Genomic DNA, 18425 nt, shown 5'->3' on the forward strand with positions numbered 1-18425 from the left:
AGTCTCCTAGCCTGCGACCATCTGCAGCGCCTTGACCAGTTTTGCGGGGTCAAAGGGCTTGACGATCCAACCGGTTGCTCCGGCATTCCGGGCCCGGGTCTTGAGCTCGGGCGCGCTTTCCGTGGTCAGCACGAGGATCGGCGTTGCGCGGTGTTCTTCCTGCTCGCGGACGGCATCGATAAATCCGAACCCGTCCATGCGCGGCATGTTGATGTCGGTGATGATGGCATCAGGAGAGATGTTCTCGAGAACCTCGATGCCATGAATGCCGTCTTCAGCGACGTGTACCGTGAAACCGGCAGGCATCAGGGCCATGCGGATCATGTCGCGCATGGTGCGGCTGTCATCAACCGCCAGCACAGTCATACTCATACCTGGCCCTCCGCCACGGTTTCGGGGGAAAAGCCCATCTGGGCCAGCTGCTCGACAACCTTGTCGCTTGCATTCGTGATGCTCATGCCGTGGCCGGCGGCCTTTAGTGACTTGGCGGCGGAGAGCAGCACCTGAAGACAGAGGGCACCGATATGTGTCACCTGGCCGGCGTCGATTACGACGGGACCGCCCAGGCGCGATTTCAGTTCTTCGGCCAAGGGGGCCGCCGCCGGCAGATCCAGCTTAGGTTGTAGGATCAGCGGCTCAGTCATAACCACCTGCCGAAGGCATGCGGGCGCAGCATGTTCATGCCAGACTCCCATCGTTCCATTGCGTCAGGGAGGTGATAGGGCGTGGCCCGTTAAGACGAAGTTACGCTGACCGAGGCTTTAGGTGGTTTTTGAATGAACCGTCTCGGAGAGGGGGGAGAGGCGCGGGGCAACCGAAAGGGCATGTGCGTTAAATAGCAACGATGGCGCGGCGCGCGTGGCACCTGAGTTTCGAATGAAAGCGTTATAAGTCAGAGAGATAGGGTGAGAATTCACCAGGCTGGTGTCGAAATGCCGAGGCAGGTCACCGGCATTGACAGAGGGCCGGACATAAAGAGACATGCCGCCCCAAGGGGACGGCATGTTGTTTTGGGGGGCGAAGACGTGTCTGACTTAGCCGCGGCGACGACGGCGCCCGCCACGACCGCTACCGCCTGCGGCAGACGCCTTGGCGGCCTCGGGGAAGGAGGCCCCTTCCTTGACGGCGTCGAGAACGCGCGAGAAGCGAATCCAGTCGGAACCGTTCGGATCATTGTTCATCAACAGGTTCGCGGCCTTCACGGCTTCCATCTCGACCTGGCGGACGGGGTTCATGATCGCCGAGGTCATGCCGGCGGCAATCGCCATGGGCAGGAAGGCCGCGTTCACGCCATGACGATTCGGCAGGCCGAAGGAGATGTTGGAGGCGCCACAGGTGGTGTTCACACCCAGTTCGTTGCGAAGTTTCGCAACCAGTTCAAACACCTGGCGGCCAGCGGTTGCCATGGCGCCGACGGGCATCACAAGAGGGTCCACGACGATGTCATGGGCCGGAATACCATAGTCTGCGGCGCGTTCGACGATCTTCTTGGCGACGGCGAAACGCACCTCGGGATCCTCGGAAATGCCGGTATCATCGTTGGAAATCGCCACGACGGGGACGTTGTACTTCTTGATCAGGGGCAGGACGAGCTCGAGGCGCTCCTCCTCGCCGGTCACCGAGTTGACCAGAGGGCGGCCCTCGGCGATGGCCAGGCCTGCTTCCAGCGCGGCGGGCACCGAGCTGTCGATGCAGAGCGGAACGTCCACAAGCCCTTGAACAAGCTCGATAACGGAGCGCATCAGTGGCGGCTCGGTCTCGTTGGGGTTGGGGTTGGAGTTGTAGACAACCCCTGCGTTGACGTCGAGGACAGCCGCGCCGCAGGCCACCTGCTCGAGAGCATCCTTCTCGACGGTCGAGAAATCGCCGGCCTCGAGCTCTGCGGCGAGCTTCTTGCGACCGGTCGGATTGATGCGTTCGCCGATCACGCAGAAGGGCTCGTCGAAGCCGATGGTCACGGTCTTGGATTTCGATTCAAGAACGGTGCGGGTCATGGAAGATCCTTCAAAAACTGCGTCGGTATCACGTCGGTATGACGTCGGTATCGCGTCGGTGCAAGCGGGTCGCAACGACAGGCCCCCGGAGCGGCACAGGCCGAAGGGGCGGAAATCGGCCCGAAAAATCCGGGCCGGTGGTTTTCGAAGGGGAGCTGTTTGCGCCTGCGCTCAGGCCTGCGCGTGCATCGGGGCGGTGGCCGGGCCTCCATGTTCGATGGCATAGGTCGCGGCGGTCTTGATGCCGCCCAGAGGGAAGAGATGGATCTGCTCGATCAGGCAGTCGGGATGCTCGACCTTGTGAGCCGCAAGCGCCGCCAGAACCTCGGTGGGCTCGTAGGGCAGCATCAGCTTGGTGACGTCGAGGGCGCGCTTCTGCAGCACCTTGAGGGAGGGGCCGACGCCGCAGGCCACGGCGAACTTGATCAGCGTCTGCAGCTTGGCGGGGCCGGCGATGCCGAGGTGGACGGGCAGGGTGATCCCCTCGGCCCGGAGCCGATCGGCCCAGGCGATGACGGGGGCTGCATCGAAGGCGAACTGGGTTGCCATGGCCATCTGCGCATCGCTGCGCTCGGAAAAGGCCTGTTTCCAGCGAAGCGCCTCCATCACTATGGCTTCCGAGCCGTCGGGATCGATGTCCCGGTTGCCCTCGGGGTGGCCGGCGACGTGCAGGCGGGTGAAACCGGCACGGTCGAAGAGGCCGGTTTCCATGAGTTGCATCGAGCAGTGGAAGTCACCGCGCGGCTGGGCAATGCCGCCCCCGAGCAGCAGCGCCTGCGAAACGCCGGCCTCGCCCTGGTAGCGGGCGATCCAGTCCTCGAGGGTGCCAGCGTCCGGGATGAGGCGAGCCGGGAAATGCGGCATGACCTCGAATCCCTCGCCGGCGATCCGGGCGGCAGTGCCGACCATCTCGTCGATCGTCGTGCCGTCGATATGGGCGATGTAGACGCGGGTGCCGCGGGGCAGGAGGGCTCGAAAGTCCTCTACCTTGGCAGCGGTGCGGGGCATCACCTCGATGGAGTAGCCCGAGAGAATGCCATCAAGAGCGGGGACGGTGGTACCGGCGGTGCCGGACTTGCGACGAAAGGGGATGAGGGCCATTCGGTGTCGTCTCCGTATCCTGAGGGGCATGCGCCCGGGCTGAAGGTATCCGTCAGGCCCAGCCGTCGTTGGCGATCAGGGCCTTGATCTTCTCCTGATCATATTCCGCATCGAGACGGGCAATTTCGCTGTCTGCGACCTCTTGTGCGTCACCTTCGACGTTATAGGGGGCGGCCTTGCGCCATTCGGCCAGGTAGGCGTCGGTGTCGGAGGCGCCGACCTTCATCGCCGCGCGGTCGATGGCCTGTTCGAAACGCTCGGGCAGGATGGCCTTGGTGGCACGGCGGCCCTTGCCGACGATGACCTGGGCGGGAATGTCGCGCCAGAAGACGATTGTGACATCGGGCATTGGGGAGCTCCTCGGGTTGTTTCCGGTTGTGCCACCGGGGATACCGCAGGCGCAGACGGACCGACAGCAGGATTTGCCGGGGGGATCGCGGGCGATTCCGCCGGGTCGGCGCCAGGCATGCGGAAAACAAGATGTATGTCGGATCAAGGTTCTTGCGCGGCGGCGGGTGAGAGACTACGTTTGGAGACAACACGATAAGGAGGGCGCGACCATGGCGCCCAGGCGTCCCGAAGGTGCGGGCGCATTCCCGAAACCGGTTGAAAGCCCCGCGCCGATACCTCCCGATCCGTCGGAGCTTTATGCTGCGCTGGACCTGGGAACCAACAGTTGCCGCATGCTGATTGCCCAACCCAAGGGCAGCCAGTTCCATGTGGTGGATTCATTCTCCAAATCCGTCCAGCTCGGCAGCGGGCTGGAACGGTCCGGTCGTCTTTCGCGCTCTTCCATGGCGCGCACGATCCAGGCCATGCGGATCTGTCAGCAGAAGCTGCGCCGTCACAAGGTGACGCATATGCGCCTGGTGGCCACCGAGGCCTGCAGGCGGGCGACCAATGCCAGGGGGTTCATCCAGCAGGTGCGGCGCGAAACCGGCCTGAAGCTGGAGATCATCGAGCCGGAGGAAGAAGCCCGGCTTGCGGTGATATCCTGTGCGCCCCTGGTCAGCACACGGACGGACCAGCTGCTGGTGGTGGATATCGGCGGTGGCTCGACGGAGCTTGTCTGGATCGACCTGACGAGCGTGCCGCATCGCGACCGGCCTAAGGCGATCATGCGGTTGCATGCCGGATTCCACCCCCCGGAAAGCCCGTTCCCGGCCGCCAAGGTGGTGGACTGGATTTCCGTGCCGCTGGGCGTGGCGACGCTGCGCGACCAGTTTCGCGACGTCGAGGACGACAGCGCACGCTTCGCGCTTATGTCCTGGTTCTTCGAGGAGGCGCTGGCGGATTTTGCGCCCTACAAGGACGAGCAGGCGCGGGAAGGTTTCCAGATCGTCGGCACCTCGGGCACCGTGACCACCGTCGCCGCCAGTCACCTCGGGCTGAAGCGCTATGACCGGACCAAGGTGGACGGGCTGAGGATGACCAGCGACCAGATCGACCGGGTGATCCGTGGCTACCTGGACCTTGGTCCGGAGGGGCGCCGCAAGGACCCGCGGATCGGCCAGGACCGCCAGGCGCTCATCATGAGTGGATCGGCCATCTTGCAGGCGTTGCTGCGCTGCTGGCCCACGGATCGGCTGAGCGTGGCGGACCGGGGCCTGCGCGAGGGGCTGCTATATGCACAGATGTCGGCGGATGGCGTTCTGGAAGATGGGCCTTTCTGAGCTGGGGCTTTTGCTGTAGCAGGCGGGTCTGGTATTTTCCGGGGTGGCAGGGGGCTCTGCCCCCGTCTCCCTCGCGGGAGACTCCCCCGGACGTATTTTTGGAAAGATGAAGAGGCGCGCCGTGGCGAAGAAACCTACCGGCAAGAACACCTCCGGACGGGGGCAGCGGGATCTGACCGTGAAGGTGAAGACGGCGCGCGGGCGGCGGCTGTCGTCGACGCGATGGCTGCAACGTCAGCTGAACGATCCCTACGTGGCCCGCGCCAAGGCGGAGGGCTATCGCGGACGTGCGGCCTTCAAGATCATGGAGCTGGACGACAAGTTCCGCTTCCTGGTGCCGGGGGCGCGGGTGGTGGACCTGGGCTGTGCGCCGGGCGGCTGGATCCAGGTGGCGGTGCCCCGGATCAATGCACTTGGCGAGAAGAGCGGCAAGGCCGTGGGCAGCATCATCGGGATCGACCTGCAGGAGGTGGACCCGATCCCGGGCGCCGAAGTCTATCAGCTCGATTTCATGAGCGACGACGCAGATCTGCAGGTCAAGGAATGGCTGGGCGGACGCGCGGATGTCGTGATGAGCGACATGGCGGCGGCCTCCTCGGGGCACAAGCAGACCGATCACCTGCGGATCATCGCGCTCTGCGAGGCGGCGGCCTACCTGGCCTTTGACGTGCTGGACGAAGGCGGGACCTTCGTGGCGAAGGTGCTGGCCGGCGGTGCCGAGGGCGAGTTGCAGAAGCTGCTGAAGCAGAAGTTCACCAAGGTTGCCAACGTCAAGCCGCCGTCGAGCCGGTCCGATTCCAGCGAGAAATTCGTGGTGGCAACCGGGTTCCGCGGTGCTGGGGCGGAGGACGGGACCGAGGCCGACGAATAGGGCTTTTCGCTCGGGCGGGGCGGCGTATTGTGCGGGCATGAGTCTGACCGATGCACTTGCCCCGTTTGCCGTGACCCCCTTTGCCGTGACTGTGGGAGATCCCGCCGGGATCGGCCCCGAGATCGCCGTCAAATCCGTGATTGCCGAAGGTGCGCCCGCCGCTGTGCTGCTGGGCCAGAAGCCCGTGGCCGAGAGGGCGCTCGCTCTCGTGGCGCCGGATCATGTTCTTCAGATCGTGACGGAGCTGTCCGAACCGGCGCTGTCCGGGCGGCATGTGCGGCTTCTGGAGACGGGACCGGCCGCTGCGGAGCCGGAACCCTATGGGGCGATGTCGGAAACCGCCGGCGCCGCGGCCTTTGCCGCGATCCGGCGGGGGATCGAGCTGTCGATGAGCGGCGAGGCCGCGGGACTCGTGACGGCGCCCATACACAAGGAAGCTCTCTCTGCTGCCGGGGTGCCGTTTCCGGGGCATACCGAGATGCTGGCCCATTACGCCGGCGGTGTGGATGTCGCCATGATGCTTGCCAATGACGTGATACGGACCGTTCTGGTGACCATCCACGTGGCGCTTCAGGATGCGATCCGCCTTGCGGATTTCGACGCTCAGATGCGCGCGATGCGCCTTGCCCACGAAGGGTGCCGGGCCTTTGGCATGGCGCGGCCGCGGGTGGCGGTGGCCGGGCTGAACCCGCATGCGGGTGAAGGCGGGCTCTTTGGCCGGGAGGAGATCGAGATCATCCGGCCGGCGATCGAGGCCGCACGGGCCGAGGGAATCGACGCGAGCGGGCCCTGGCCGGGCGATACCGTTTTCATGCAGGCACGAAAGGGACAGTTCGATGTCGTGGTGGCACAGTACCACGACCAGGGACTGATTCCGGTGAAGTACCTCGGGCTGGAGCAGGGGGTGAACATCACGCTTGGGCTGCCCTTCGTGCGGACCTCGCCGGACCACGGGACGGCCTTTGATATAGCGGGACAGGGAATCGCGGATCCCGCCTCGATGATCCTGGCCCTGAAACATGCGGAGTCCATGGCGCAGGCGCGCTGACGGCGCGTCGGCGGAGCCTTGCCAAGAGCCCAGCGGGCCGTGGGCCTGATTGGCCATATTTCACTGAAACGTGGAGTGTCGTCATCTTTCCCCGAGGCGGCCAAGGGCCTGTCCCAAAGGGGAAAGTGGCGGAGAGACAGGGATTCGAACCCTGGGATCCCGTGAAGGATCAACGGTTTTCGAGACCGCCCCGTTCGACCACTCCGGCACCTCTCCGCGGGGGTCGTGGGGGGGCGTTTAAACATGATTGTCATGAGGCGCAAGAGGGGTTTGCATTGCGAATGCCGGGAAAAGGCCTAGATTCTGTCTCAGGCCGGTTTGGCGGGGCGGAAACATCGAGCAGAAGCCCCACGCAGCAAGGCCCCGAGCGGGTGCCGGCGAGCTCACAGAAAAACCTACGGGAGCGCAATATGACGAAACGAAATGCGGCAGTGGCACGGGCGGAGGCAATGCCTGCACCCTCGACGCGGGCGCTCATGGCAATGGGCCTCTCGGCGCTGACCGCGCTGATGATGATGCTGGCGCTGGCGTTGCCGGCCAAGGCTGCCAGCCGCGAGGACGTCGAGACCTTCCTGAAGGTCACTGGATTCGACGTGGCTCTGGAAAGCATCAAGTTCTCTGCCGAGAGCGGCCCGCAGATGCTGGGCCTCGACGACAGCGACTTTGATACCTCGTGGTCGATTCTGACGCGCGACGTCTTTGATGTGCAGACCATGCAGGACATGGGCGCGGACATGCTGGAGAAGACGATCGACGAGTCGGACCTGAAGGCTGCCAATGACTTCTACGGCTCCGACCTTGGAGCGCGTCTGGTGGCGGCAGAGAATGCCTCTCACCTGCAAACCCGGGACGAGCGTGGCGACAAGCCGCAGCAGGCCCTCGACCAGATCCTGAGCGACGGCGACAACGAGCGGATCGAGATCCTGGACCGGCTGAACCGGGCCGTGGATGTCTCGGATACCTCGGACAACGCGATGGTAAACATCCAGTACCGCTTCCTGATGGCCGCGCGCGACGCGGGAATCATCGAGTTTCGGGTGGACGACCAGACCCTGCGCGAGTCGCTGGAACGCCAGGCGCAGGAAATGAAGGAAGCCAACCAGGCCTCTTCGCTCGCCAGTGCCGCCTATACCTATCGGGATTTCAGCAACGATGAGCTGGAGCAATATGCCGAGGCGCTGGAAGACCCTGCGATGCAACGGGTCTATGAGCTGATGAACGCCGTGCAGTTCGAGATCATGGCCAACCGCTTCGAGGTGGTGGCCGGCCGTCTGAAGGGCATTCAGCCCTCGACGGACCTGTAAGTGGTGAAGAGGGCCGCCATCCTGCCTGGGCCGCATGTGCGCGCGCCGCTGGCCGGGCTGCTGGCGGCCCTCTGGCTGTTGCCTGCGGGGGGCGCGCTGGCCGAGGGCGATGCCCCTGGGCCCGGGGCGGTGCGGGCGGAACGGCTCTACGAGCTGATGAAGATGCCCGACATGATGCGGGTTCTTGGCGAAGAAGGACACCAGATGGGGGCGCAGCTGGGACGGGACTATTTCCCGGGGCCGCCGCCTGGGGGATATCGGAGCATCGTCGACCGGCTCTACGATTCCCGGAGGATGGATGGCGTGATGCACGACGCCTTCGTGAGCGAGATGGCCGAGGTGCCGTCGCCGCAACTCGACGTTCTCATCGGCTTTTTCGACCAGCCGCGCGGACAGGCCCTGATCGAGGCGGAACTCGAGGCACGGACGGACTACCTGAACGAAGACAAGGTGGCGGACGCGGCACGTGATGCGGCCGAGGTGGAGGCGCAGGATCCGGAGCTGTTCTCTCTGGTCGAGGAATATGTCGCCGCCAACGACCTGATCGAGATGAATGTCGGAGCTTCGCTGACGACGGATTATCATTTCTTCCTGGGGCTGGTGCAGGGCGGAGCCTACCAGATGCGTGATGACGAGATCGTCGAGGAGGTATGGCAGCAGGAAGACGCCCTGCGCGACGAGACCCGCGACTGGCTGATGCCCTTTCTGATCCATGCCTATGGCGACCTCGATCGCGAGACGCTGCGCGACTATGTGGACCTGTCGGAGAGCGAACCCGGACAGAAGCTGAACGCGGCTCTTTTCGCGGCTTTCGCGGTGGTCTATGACGACATCTACCGTACCCTCGGCACCTCGATCTCGACCTTCCTGATGGGAGAGGAGATCTGAGCGCTGGCCGGCCCGTGATGCGCCGCAAGTTTCGCGTAAAGCGGGCAGGCGGGGCTTGACAAGCAATGCCTGACACTGGATAAGCCGCCCATCCCGGCAGGCTACCGCTTTGCCGGGCGTTTCAATTACGCCCCGTGAAAGGGGCGCGCTGTTCCAGGCGACCGCACCGGAGAGGGCTCCGGACAGGTCACAACACCCGCAAGGGGGCCGAAGGACGCGTCAAGACAAGGATGAACGAGATGTTCGCGGTTCTGAAAACCGGCGGTAAGCAGTACAAGGTCCAATCCGGCGACCTGCTGCGCGTCGAGAAGCTGGCAGCTGATGCTGGCGAGAAAGTGCAATTCAACGATATCCTGATGCTGGGCGGCGATGACGTCGTAGTGGGCGCGCCTTTCGTGGCTGGTGCCGCCGTTCAGGCAGAGGTCGTCGACCAGATCAAGGGCGACAAGGTCATCAACTTCGTCAAGCGTCGTCGTAAGCATTCGTCGAAGCGCACGAAGGGTCACCGTCAGAAGCTGACGCTGATCAAAGTGACCGAGATCCTGGCCTCCGGTGCAGATGCAACCGGCGTCAAGGCTGCCATCGGTTCGGGTTCCGTGCCCGCCGCTGCAGCAGCGCCGAAGGCGACTGCTTCGAAAGCCGAAGCTGCTCCGGCAGCCTACGGTTCGGACGATCTGAAGAAGCTGTCGGGCGTCGGTCCGGCAATGGAAAAGAAACTGCTCGCAGCCGGTATCACCAGCTACGCGCAGATCGCCGCCTGGACCGAAGCCGACGTCGCCAAGTACGACGAAGAGCTGGCTCTGAAGGGCAAGATCGAGAAAGAGGGCTGGGTCGAGCAGGCCAAGTCGCTCTCCGCTTAATCCAGGTATAGGAGACCACCGAGATGGCACACAAAAAAGCTGGCGGTTCCTCCCGCAACGGTCGCGACTCTGCGGGTCGCCGCCTCGGCATCAAGAAATACGGCGGCGAAGTCGTGATCCCGGGCAACATCATCGCACGTCAGCGCGGTACCAAGTGGTACCCCGGTGAAGGCGTTGGCATGGGCAAGGACCACACCATCTTCGCGACCGTCGAAGGCAACGTCGAGTTCCGCAAGGGGCTGAAGGGGCGTACCTTCATTTCGGTCATGCCAGTGGCAGAGGCAGCTGAGTAAGCCGACCTTCATCACAAGATGACAAGAAAGGGGGATCGGCGCACCGCCGGTCCCTCTTGCCGTTTTGGAAGGCGATTGGGATCCCTATATCAAGGTCTCATCGGAGGACCGCCTATGAACGACCATCTGAAATTCGCACAGCCCGTGATCGAAGCGGAGGAGCTCGATCTGCGGCCGCTGCGCCAATCTGACGCCGGCCTGATCGGCCTTTACGCCGCGGATGAGCGGGTGGCGAAGATGACCAGCTCGATCCCGCATCCACTGCCGCCAGGCACCACCGAAGCCTTCATCACGCGGGCAGGTGTCCCGGATGGACGCGAAGTGATCTGGGCGATGGATGCGAGCCGCTATGGCGGGGCCGAGCTGAAGGGCATCATCAGCCTGAAGCGCATCGACGACGAGCAGTCCGAGATCGGCTATTGGGTGGCACCGGCCTGGTGGAACGCCAATGTCGCGTCGGCGGCGGTAACGGCGCTCGTGACGGCTAACCCGCTGGAGGATCGTTCGATCTTTGCCAGCGTCTTCCAGGACAACCCGGCATCTGCGCGAGTTCTGACCAAGAACGGTTTCGAATACGTGGGTGATGCCGAGACCTATTCCGTGGCCCGTGGCGCGACAGTGGCCACCTGGACATATATCCGAAAACTCGATTGAGCCGCCGGGTGGCTTAGGCTAAGCACCTTTGCGGCAGGGGTAAGAACATGAAATTCCTCGATCTCGCAAAGGTCTATATTCGCTCGGGCGCCGGCGGCAACGGCTGCGTGTCGTTTCGGCGCGAGAAATTTATCGAGTTCGGCGGGCCCAATGGTGGCAACGGCGGACGCGGTGGCGACGTGATCGCCGAGGCGGTCGAAGGGCTGAACACCCTGATCGACTTCCGCTACCAACAGCATTTCTTTGCCCGAAACGGCCAGGGCGGCATGGGTAACCTGCGCACGGGCGCCGATGGCGACGACATCATCCTGCGCGTGCCGGTGGGCACCGAGATCCTCGAGGAAGACGAAGAGACGGTGATTGCCGACCTGACTGAGGTGGGGCAGCGCGTGCTGCTCGCCAAGGGCGGCAACGGCGGCTTCGGCAACGCACACTTCAAGACCTCTACCAATCAGGCGCCGCGCCGGGCAAACCCGGGGCAGGAGGCCGTGGAGCGTACGGTCTGGCTGCGGCTGAAGCTGATTGCCGACGTGGGCCTGCTCGGCCTGCCCAATGCCGGCAAGTCGACCTTCCTCTCGGCGACGTCGAACGCGCGCCCCAAGGTGGCGGATTATCCTTTTACAACCCTGCATCCCAACCTGGGAGTGGTGGGCGTTGATGGGGTGGAATTCGTCGTGGCGGACATTCCGGGCCTGATCGAGGGCGCCAGCGAGGGCAGAGGCCTGGGTGACATGTTCCTGGGCCATATCGAGCGATGCGCGGTTCTGCTGCATCTGGTGGATGGTACCGCGGATGACGTGGCCGAAGATTACGAGACGATCATCGGCGAACTCGAGGCCTATGGCGAGGGCCTGGCCGATAAACCGCGGATCACCGTTCTGAACAAGGTCGACGCCCTCGACGAGGAGCTGCGCGAGATGCAACGCGAATTCCTCGAAGAGGTCACGGGCGGCCCGGTCATGTTCATGTCCGGCGCCTCTGGTGAAGGGTTGACCGATGTGCTGCGGGCCCTGCGTACACGCATTGATGATGACCGTCTGCGTCGCAAGGGCGAGGACGAGCAGGAGGAAGAGACGTGGCGTCCCTGACTGGCGCAAAACGCGTTGTTGTAAAGATCGGGTCGGCCCTTCTTGTCGATCAGGGGCATCTGCGTGAGGACTGGCTTCAGAGCCTTGCCGATGATGTGGCGGACCTGCGGGCTGGTGGCACCGAGGTGGTACTGGTTTCCTCGGGCTCCATCGCGTTGGGGCGGGGGGTGCTGGGGCTGGGCCTCGGGGCGTTGGCTCTCGAACAGGCGCAGGCAGCGGCGGCCGTTGGGCAGATTGGCCTGGCGGCAGCCTATGACCGGGCTCTTGGTCGGCACGGGATTACCGTGGCCCAGGTGCTGGTGACGCTGGAAGACAGCGAAAACCGCCGCCGCTACCTGAATTCGCGCAACACGCTCGAGACGCTGCTGAGCCTTGGAACCGTGCCGATCGTGAACGAAAACGACACGATTGCCACCGACGAGATCCGCTATGGCGACAATGACCGTCTTGCCGCTCAGATCGCGGTGACGGTGGGCGCGGACCGGCTCGTGCTGCTTTCGGATGTTGATGGCCTCTATACCGCGAATCCGCATCAGGATCCCGGGGCTCGCCGTTTCGACGTGATCGAAAGGATCACGCCCGAGATCGAGGGGATGGCCGGGGATGCCGGATCCGGCCTGTCAAAGGGTGGAATGAAGACCAAGCTGATGGCCGCAAAGACCTCGACAGCAGCTGGTTGCGCCATGGCGATCACATTAGGGTCGCGCACCAACCCTCTGAAAAAGCTCAAAGAAGGAGCTGCGGCAACCTGGTTTACGGCCGAGGGGGATCCGCAGGCTGCGCGCAAGGGATGGATCGTGGCCATGAAGCCGCGCGGGCGGATCATGGTGGATGCCGGGGCCGTAACGGCGCTCGAACACGGGCGGTCGCTGCTTCCGGCAGGCGTGACGCGGGTTTCGGGGCGGTTTGGCCGCGGCGATCCGGTCGAGATCGTCGGCCCGGACGGCGAGGTGCTGGGCCAGGGCCTGACGCGCTATACCATGGAAGAAGCCCAGGCGTTGGCCGGGCACCGCAGCCAGGAAATCGAGGATCTACTGGGCTATCCCGGTCGTGCCGCGCTGGTGCATCGGGATGACATGGCACTGACGATCCGGGTCGACTGAGACACTGGACGGCAAGAGAAGGAGAGACGCCATGAAAGACGTCGACGACATTCACGCGATGATGCAGGACCTGGGCCGGTCGGCCCGCGATGCCGCCGCGGAGCTTGCCTTTGCTCCAGCCGAGACGAAGCGCAAGGCGCTCGAGGTTGCAGCGGATCAGGTTATCGCGCGGTCGGATGCAATCATTGCCGCCAATGCGAAGGATCTAGAGTTCGGTGCCGAAAAGGGTCTGACGCCGGCAATGATGGATCGGCTGAAGCTTGATGCGGACCGGATCCGGGGGATTGCAGAGGGGCTGCGGGCCGTGGCCGCACAGGACGATCCCGTGGGGGCAGTGATGGCTGAATGGGATCGCCCGTCCGGCCTCCATATTCAGCGGGTCCGGACGCCCCTTGGCGTTGTTGGCGTGATCTACGAGAGCCGGCCCAACGTTACGGCCGATGCCGGCGCGCTCTGCCTGAAGGCGGGCAACGCGGTGATCCTGAGAGGCGGCTCGGAGAGCTTCCACTCTTCCGGCGCGATCCATGCCTGCCTGATTGAAGGCCTGAGGGCTGCGGGGCTGCCGGAAACGGCAATTCAGCTTGTACCGACGCGTGACCGCGCGGCTGTGAGCGAAATGCTGAAGATGACCGAGTTTATCGACGTGATCGTGCCACGCGGCGGCAAGGGCCTCGTGGGGCTGGTGCAGCGCGAGGCGCGGGTGCCGGTTTTTGCGCATCTTGAAGGCATCGTGCATATCTACCTGGACAAGGCAGCGGACCCGCAGAAGGCGCTGAACGTGGTGCTGAACGCGAAGACGCGGCGCACGGGTATCTGCGGCGCGGCCGAATGCCTGTTGATCCATCGGGATGTTGTCGAGACCATCGGCCGTACGATCCTGGAGGCCCTCATGGCGGCAGGGGTGGAAGTGCGTGGTGACGAGACGCTGCAGGAGCTGAAGGGCGTGGTCGCGGCGAGTGCCGATGACTGGGGGCACGAGTACCTCGACATGATCATCGCGGCGCGGGTGGTCCAGGATATCGACGAGGCGATCGCCCATATCCGGACTTACGGGTCGAACCATACCGATTGCATCGTGACCGAGGATGACGGGGCCGCGAACCGGTTCTTCCAGAGGCTCGACAGTGCGATCCTGATGCGAAACGCCTCGACGCAGTTCGCCGATGGCGGCGAATTCGGCATGGGCGCTGAGATCGGTATCGCCACGGGAAAGATGCACGCGCGTGGCCCCGTCGGTGCCGAGCAGCTGACCAGCTTCAAGTACCTCGTGGTGGGCGACGGCACGGTGCGTGCCTGAGGCCATTGGCAAACATTTAACGGAAGGGCCTGGGCGTCAGAAGGTGACGGTCAGGCCTCTTTCGTCCTGCCTGACGGACAGGGCGCCGAAGCGCTCCTTGACCAGCGAGGGCAGCAACGCGAACTGCACATGCGCGGGCATCACGAGGTCGGCGCCTTCGCCGGTCTTGAGCGTTTCCCAGAGCGAGGGATCCGGCCGTTCAACGCGGGCGGGCCCCGAAACCTCCCAGCCGGTATTGGTGTCGTCGGGGCGGGTCACGGAAATCGTGCCGCCGGCCGGCATGGCGCTCTCCAGGCATAGCAGCGCCAGGAAGACCTCCTGAATGTCCGAGCGATCGAAGCTGCCCTGCGGGGTCCAGTCATAGGTGACACGCCCGGAGCGGCTAAGATCGTCCAGAATCGTTGAAACCTCCTGCGGGCCTATTTTTTGCCCGTGTCCCGCGAGGCCGAAGGCGATGCGGAGGAAACGGATCTTGGCCGAGGCGGCGCTGACCGAATCCGATATGAGCAGCATTTCCGGGCCGCGCACCGCGCCTTCGAGGGAAAGAAGCTCTATGCCGTTCTGTATTGCGCCGACCGGTGATATGAGGTCGTGGCAGATGCGTGATCCTATCAGCGAGGCTAGTAAATGGCTATTCTGCAAGATCATTGGCCCTTTAACCTGTGTTTCGTCCGGAGATTCCATGAGTAACATGAATGACCTGCTAGAGCCCGGGATGCTGGTAAGGCATCCGACCCAACCGGAGTGGGGCGTCGGGCAGGTCCAGTCTAACATTGCAGGTCGGATCACAGTCAACTTTCCCGACGCCGGCAAGGTCGTTATCGATGGAAACCGGATTGATCTCATTCCAGTCTTCAACAACTGAAAGCTGGAATTGGTTTATGAAACGTTAACACAACTTTGACGAGTAAAGAAACCTTTCCGCCGGACCCGCATGGGCTTGCACCTGTGCAACCGCTCTCCTAAAACCCACGGACCATGACGGACAGCCCCGGCCATCCGGCCCCATCTGCCCGCAACTGCCACGCCCAGGCCCGGGTCGAGACACGGATATGACTGCTCCCACACCAGATTTCGAAACACGGTTGGCCGAGACGGCGGAGGAGCTCGAAGCAGCGCAGTACCTGCGCTACAAGGTCTTCGTCGAGGAGCTCGGCAGCGACGGAGAGATGGTGGATCACCAGGCCCAGCTGGAGCGCGACCGGTTCGATCCGTTCTATGATCACCTGTTGCTTATCGACCGGGCCCGTACGGGCACCCTGCGGGAACAGGTGGTCGGGGTCTATCGCCTGTTGCCGGATGACCGGGTGGGTGAGGTTGGGCAGTTCTACAGCGAGGACGAATACGACCTGACGGTGCTGCGGTCGTCAGGGCGCAAACTGCTGGAGCTCGGCCGGTCCTGCCTGCATCGCGATTATCGTGGTGGCGTGGCGATGTTTCATCTCTGGAATGCGCTGTCGGACTACGTGGTGACGCGCGGCATCGAAATCCTCTTTGGTACCGCCTCGTTTCATGGCAGCGACGTGATGGCGATCGCAGAGCCTCTCTCGCTGCTGCACGCCCGCCACCTTGCGCCGGAACCACTGCGGGTCCGGGCTCGAGAGGTGGCCTTTCAGCGGATGGATCTGATAGCGGAAGCGGAACTGGACCGGGTCGCGGCGATGAAGGCCGTGCCGGCACTGATCAAGGGCTACCTGAGGCTCGGCGGGGTCGTGGGCGAGGGGGCCTTTGTCGATCATGCCTTCAATACCATCGACGTGTGCCTGATCCTCGATACAAGTCGCCTCAACGAGAAGCAGAGCCGCCTCTACACGCGCGGCAAGTGAGATACGCCCCATGAGCGACACCTGGACCTCCCCGGAACCTCCGCCACAGTTCACGCCGGGTTTCCTTGGCTGGATCCTGTTCCTTGTCCGGGCCATTCCCTTTGCCATTCTGTGCTTTGGCGGGGTCCTGGTGCTGATGCTGCTGCGGTTGATCGAACGGCCGCTGTTCGGCATGCGCCGGCCGATTACGCCCTGGATGGCGCAGGGCGTCGCGCGGTTCTTCTTTATCCTCTGCGGCATCCGCTATCGGGTAACGGGCCGACCAATGACCCATCGGGGGGCGATGGTGTCGAACCATGTTTCCTGGACCGACATCTTTGCGCTGATGGCGACAATGCGGGGGTTCTTCGTGTCCAAGGCCGAGGTGGCGACGTGGTTCGGTGTGGGGCTTCTCACGCGCGCGACGGGCACGGTTTTCATTCGCCGCGACCGGCGGGACGCCAAGCTGCAGCAGCAGATCTTTGTAGATCGGCTCCTGGCAGGGCATCAGCTGATCTTCTTTCCGGAGGGGACATCGACGGACGGGCGGCGGGTTCTGGCCTTCAAGTCGACGCTTTTTGGCGCTTTCACCACACCCGAGCTGCGCGATCTGCTTCATATCCAGCCGGTGACCGTGATCTACCGTGCACCCGAAGGCGGCGATCCGAGGTTCTATGGCTGGTGGGGCGACATGGATTTCGGCGCCCATCTGGTACAGATCATGGGTAGCTGGCGTCAGGGCTCTGTCGAGGTGATCTTTCACGAGCCGCTGAAGGTCTCGGACTTCCGCGACAGGAAGGCCCTTGCGCTTGCCTGCGAAGAGGCCGTGCGCAGCGGGCTTCCCTGGGATCTGCAGATCAGCCGCTGAAAGCCGACTTCAGCGTGGCGAGTGCGGCGGCTGCATCATCTTCGCGCCAGATTTCCTCGCCGATACCGAAGAAGTCGGTCACCGGAGAGAGTCGTGCGATGCTCTCGAGGTCGAGGCCACCCTCGGCGACGACGGGCAGTTCAATCATCTGCGACCACCACTCGAAGAGCTCGTGCGGGGCGATTTCCCCGTCGCTTAGGACGGTTTCGGTAACTGGCCCGAAGCTGATGTAGTCGCATCCGGCCTCGCCGGCATTCATGCCGTCATGGCGCGAGGTGCCGCAGAAGCTGCCGACGATGGCGTCGGCGCCGAGGGCCTTGCGGGCCTTGCGCACGGAACGCGAACCGTCTTCGAGGTGCACGCCGTCAAGGCCCATGCGCTCGGCCAGCAGGATATGCCGGTCGATCACCAGCGCCACGTCGCGGGCATGGGTGACCTCGCGCAGGGCATCGGCCGCGCGGCAGAGCTTGTCCTCGTCCCGGGTGGCAAGCGCCAGCCGGACGCAGGCAATCTCGTGGGCATCCAGAACGGCGGCCAGACGGGGCGGAAACTCCATCAGGTCGAATTCCGGGGGCGAAATCAGGTAAATCTGCGGCTGCTCTTCCTGGGACATGACGATCCTCTTGAATTTGGGCCGCTATACCCCGGAAAAACCGCCGAGGCAAAGGGATTACGTGGAGAGGTTGCACCCGAGGCGGCCCGGTGCCGCTATGGGAACGGTCAGCGGGGACAAAACGACCGGAGACGCTGGGGCGAAGGCCGGGAATGACGCGATGCTCTCGACACCCCGCGAGAGCTTGGCTAGGAGGAGCCATGCAAAAAGAGGACGTCATGCCGCAAAACGGATCCCAGCCCGCCTTTGTCCTAGTCCGCCCGCAGATGGGCGAGAATATCGGCGGGGCGGCACGTGCCATGTGGAATTTCGGTCTCGACCGGATGCGGATCGTGGCGCCGCGTGATGGCTGGCCGAACCAGAAGGCAGTCGCCATGGCCAGTGGTGCCGGGCGTCTGCTCGACGAGGCCGGCCTTTACGATGACACTGCTGCGGCGCTGGAGGATTGCCATTATGTGTTTGCGACCACCGCGCGCAGCCGTGGCCTGACCAAGCCGGTCGTTTCGCCGGAACGCGCAATGGAAATGGCCCGCGAGAAGATTGCCGCAGGCGAGAAGGTGGCGGTGCTCTTCGGGCCCGAACGCGCCGGCCTGGAAAACGATGACATCGCCCGCGCCAATGCGATCATCTCGGTGCCGGTCAACCCGGAGTTTGCGTCGCTGAACCTGGCGCAATGTGTGCTGCTGACCGCCTATGAATGGCGCCGCCAGACCGAGGAAGTGGTTGCCGAACGCGTGGAGCTTGCCGGCTCGGACTGGGCCAGCCAGGTCGAGATCGAGAAATTGTCGGATCACTACGAGGAGAAGCTGGACAATGCCGGTTTCTTCTTTCCCGAGGCCAAGGCCGAGGGCATGAAAATTAACCTTCGTAACCTGTGGTCGCGTATGCCGCTGACACGGTCCGATGTGCAGATGCTGCACGGGGTCATGCGCCAGATGGTACGCTGGAAGGAACGAGGCGACTGA

The 18425-nt window shown here is 63.8% G+C and carries 22 protein-coding genes and 1 tRNA gene; 15 read left to right on the top strand and 8 right to left on the bottom strand.

Annotated elements, in window-relative coordinates; translation table 11 throughout:
• Window positions 1–6 precede the first annotated feature (6 nt).
• The 5 genes from AC0WR5_RS09015 to AC0WR5_RS09035 form a co-directional block, all read right to left on the bottom strand.
• On the bottom strand, window positions 7–372 hold the full coding sequence (locus AC0WR5_RS09015) for a response regulator (RefSeq protein WP_475868370.1): 366 nt from the start codon (window positions 370–372) through the stop codon (window positions 7–9).
• The gene (locus AC0WR5_RS09020; protein WP_475868372.1) at window positions 369–695 is read right to left on the bottom strand and encodes an STAS domain-containing protein; all 327 of its coding nucleotides are present in this window, start codon (window positions 693–695) and stop codon (window positions 369–371) included. The genes AC0WR5_RS09015 and AC0WR5_RS09020 overlap by 4 nt, the downstream gene beginning before the upstream one ends.
• A gap of 339 nt (window positions 696–1034) precedes the next feature.
• Window positions 1035–1994 (bottom strand): methyltetrahydrofolate cobalamin methyltransferase, encoded by a 960-nt coding sequence (locus tag AC0WR5_RS09025; protein ID WP_475868374.1) that lies wholly within the window; start codon window positions 1992–1994, stop codon window positions 1035–1037.
• A gap of 171 nt (window positions 1995–2165) precedes the next feature.
• Window positions 2166–3095, bottom strand: coding sequence for a methylenetetrahydrofolate reductase (locus AC0WR5_RS09030; RefSeq protein WP_475868376.1), 930 nt, complete (start codon window positions 3093–3095; stop codon window positions 2166–2168).
• A gap of 52 nt (window positions 3096–3147) precedes the next feature.
• Window positions 3148–3444, bottom strand: coding sequence for a virulence factor (locus AC0WR5_RS09035; RefSeq protein ID WP_475868378.1), 297 nt, complete (start codon window positions 3442–3444; stop codon window positions 3148–3150).
• Between the two features lie 211 nt (window positions 3445–3655).
• On the opposite strand from AC0WR5_RS09035, the gene AC0WR5_RS09040 reads away from it, so the two are divergent.
• From AC0WR5_RS09040 to pdxA, 3 genes are all read left to right on the top strand, one after another.
• The gene (locus AC0WR5_RS09040; RefSeq protein WP_475868380.1) at window positions 3656–4768 is read left to right on the top strand and encodes a Ppx/GppA phosphatase family protein; all 1113 of its coding nucleotides are present in this window, start codon (window positions 3656–3658) and stop codon (window positions 4766–4768) included.
• 121 nt (window positions 4769–4889) lie between these two features.
• Window positions 4890–5639, top strand: coding sequence for an RlmE family RNA methyltransferase (locus tag AC0WR5_RS09045; protein WP_475868382.1), 750 nt, complete (start codon window positions 4890–4892; stop codon window positions 5637–5639).
• Window positions 5640–5676: 37 nt separating this feature from the next.
• A complete protein-coding gene (gene pdxA, locus AC0WR5_RS09050; RefSeq protein WP_475868384.1) occupies window positions 5677–6687 on the top strand; it encodes a 4-hydroxythreonine-4-phosphate dehydrogenase PdxA in 1011 nt (336 codons plus the stop codon).
• Window positions 6688–6813: 126 nt separating this feature from the next.
• Here pdxA and AC0WR5_RS09055 read toward each other — a convergent pair.
• Window positions 6814–6903, bottom strand: a tRNA-Ser gene (locus AC0WR5_RS09055).
• 194 nt (window positions 6904–7097) lie between these two features.
• On the opposite strand from AC0WR5_RS09055, the gene AC0WR5_RS09060 reads away from it, so the two are divergent.
• The 8 genes from AC0WR5_RS09060 (at window position 7098) to AC0WR5_RS09095 (ending at window position 14174) form a co-directional block, all read left to right on the top strand.
• Window positions 7098–7991: a DUF2059 domain-containing protein gene (locus AC0WR5_RS09060; protein WP_475868386.1), complete on the top strand. Its 894-nt coding sequence runs from the start codon at window positions 7098–7100 to the stop codon at window positions 7989–7991.
• Entirely contained in the window at window positions 7992–8879 is an 888-nt protein-coding gene (locus AC0WR5_RS09065) for a hypothetical protein (RefSeq protein WP_475868389.1), read from the top strand.
• 239 nt (window positions 8880–9118) lie between these two features.
• Window positions 9119–9739 carry a 50S ribosomal protein L21 gene (locus AC0WR5_RS09070; protein ID WP_475868957.1) on the top strand — a complete coding sequence of 207 codons (621 nt, stop codon included), beginning with the start codon at window positions 9119–9121 and terminating at the stop codon, window positions 9737–9739.
• A gap of 23 nt (window positions 9740–9762) precedes the next feature.
• The gene (gene rpmA / locus AC0WR5_RS09075; protein ID WP_475868391.1) at window positions 9763–10032 is read left to right on the top strand and encodes a 50S ribosomal protein L27; all 270 of its coding nucleotides are present in this window, start codon (window positions 9763–9765) and stop codon (window positions 10030–10032) included.
• 114 nt (window positions 10033–10146) lie between these two features.
• The gene (locus AC0WR5_RS09080; protein ID WP_475868393.1) at window positions 10147–10686 is read left to right on the top strand and encodes a GNAT family N-acetyltransferase; all 540 of its coding nucleotides are present in this window, start codon (window positions 10147–10149) and stop codon (window positions 10684–10686) included.
• Between the two features lie 47 nt (window positions 10687–10733).
• Window positions 10734–11774 (top strand): GTPase ObgE, encoded by a 1041-nt coding sequence (obgE, locus tag AC0WR5_RS09085; RefSeq protein ID WP_475868395.1) that lies wholly within the window; start codon window positions 10734–10736, stop codon window positions 11772–11774.
• Window positions 11762–12877, top strand: a complete 1116-nt coding sequence (gene proB / locus AC0WR5_RS09090) for a glutamate 5-kinase (RefSeq protein WP_475868397.1) — start codon at window positions 11762–11764, stop codon at window positions 12875–12877. The genes obgE and proB overlap by 13 nt, the downstream gene beginning before the upstream one ends.
• Before the next feature lie 31 nt (window positions 12878–12908).
• The gene (locus tag AC0WR5_RS09095; protein WP_475868399.1) at window positions 12909–14174 is read left to right on the top strand and encodes a glutamate-5-semialdehyde dehydrogenase; all 1266 of its coding nucleotides are present in this window, start codon (window positions 12909–12911) and stop codon (window positions 14172–14174) included.
• 36 nt (window positions 14175–14210) lie between these two features.
• Here the strand turns inward: AC0WR5_RS09095 and AC0WR5_RS09100 are convergent, their stop codons facing one another.
• The gene (locus AC0WR5_RS09100) at window positions 14211–14867 is read right to left on the bottom strand and encodes a histidine phosphotransferase family protein (RefSeq protein ID WP_475868401.1); all 657 of its coding nucleotides are present in this window, start codon (window positions 14865–14867) and stop codon (window positions 14211–14213) included.
• On the opposite strand from AC0WR5_RS09100, the gene AC0WR5_RS09105 reads away from it, so the two are divergent.
• The 3 genes from AC0WR5_RS09105 to olsA all read left to right on the top strand — a co-directional run bounded on the left by AC0WR5_RS09105 (window position 14857) and on the right by olsA (window position 16847).
• Window positions 14857–15039: a DUF3553 domain-containing protein gene (locus AC0WR5_RS09105; RefSeq protein ID WP_475868403.1), complete on the top strand. Its 183-nt coding sequence runs from the start codon at window positions 14857–14859 to the stop codon at window positions 15037–15039. The genes AC0WR5_RS09100 and AC0WR5_RS09105 overlap by 11 nt on opposite strands.
• A gap of 187 nt (window positions 15040–15226) precedes the next feature.
• Complete coding sequence (gene olsB, locus AC0WR5_RS09110) at window positions 15227–16000, top strand: L-ornithine N(alpha)-acyltransferase (RefSeq protein ID WP_475868405.1); 774 nt, start codon at window positions 15227–15229, stop codon at window positions 15998–16000.
• Window positions 16001–16010: 10 nt separating this feature from the next.
• The gene (gene olsA / locus AC0WR5_RS09115; protein ID WP_475868407.1) at window positions 16011–16847 is read left to right on the top strand and encodes a lyso-ornithine lipid O-acyltransferase; all 837 of its coding nucleotides are present in this window, start codon (window positions 16011–16013) and stop codon (window positions 16845–16847) included.
• Here olsA and AC0WR5_RS09120 read toward each other — a convergent pair.
• A complete protein-coding gene (locus AC0WR5_RS09120; RefSeq protein ID WP_475868409.1) occupies window positions 16837–17460 on the bottom strand; it encodes a thiamine phosphate synthase in 624 nt (207 codons plus the stop codon). The genes olsA and AC0WR5_RS09120 overlap by 11 nt on opposite strands.
• A 218-nt stretch (window positions 17461–17678) precedes the next feature.
• Here AC0WR5_RS09120 and AC0WR5_RS09125 point away from each other — a divergent pair, with 218 nt between their 5' ends.
• Entirely contained in the window at window positions 17679–18425 is a 747-nt protein-coding gene (locus AC0WR5_RS09125) for an RNA methyltransferase (protein ID WP_475868959.1), read from the top strand.

The sequence above is a fragment of the Pseudooceanicola sp. DL12 genome (genome assembly GCF_056270665.1).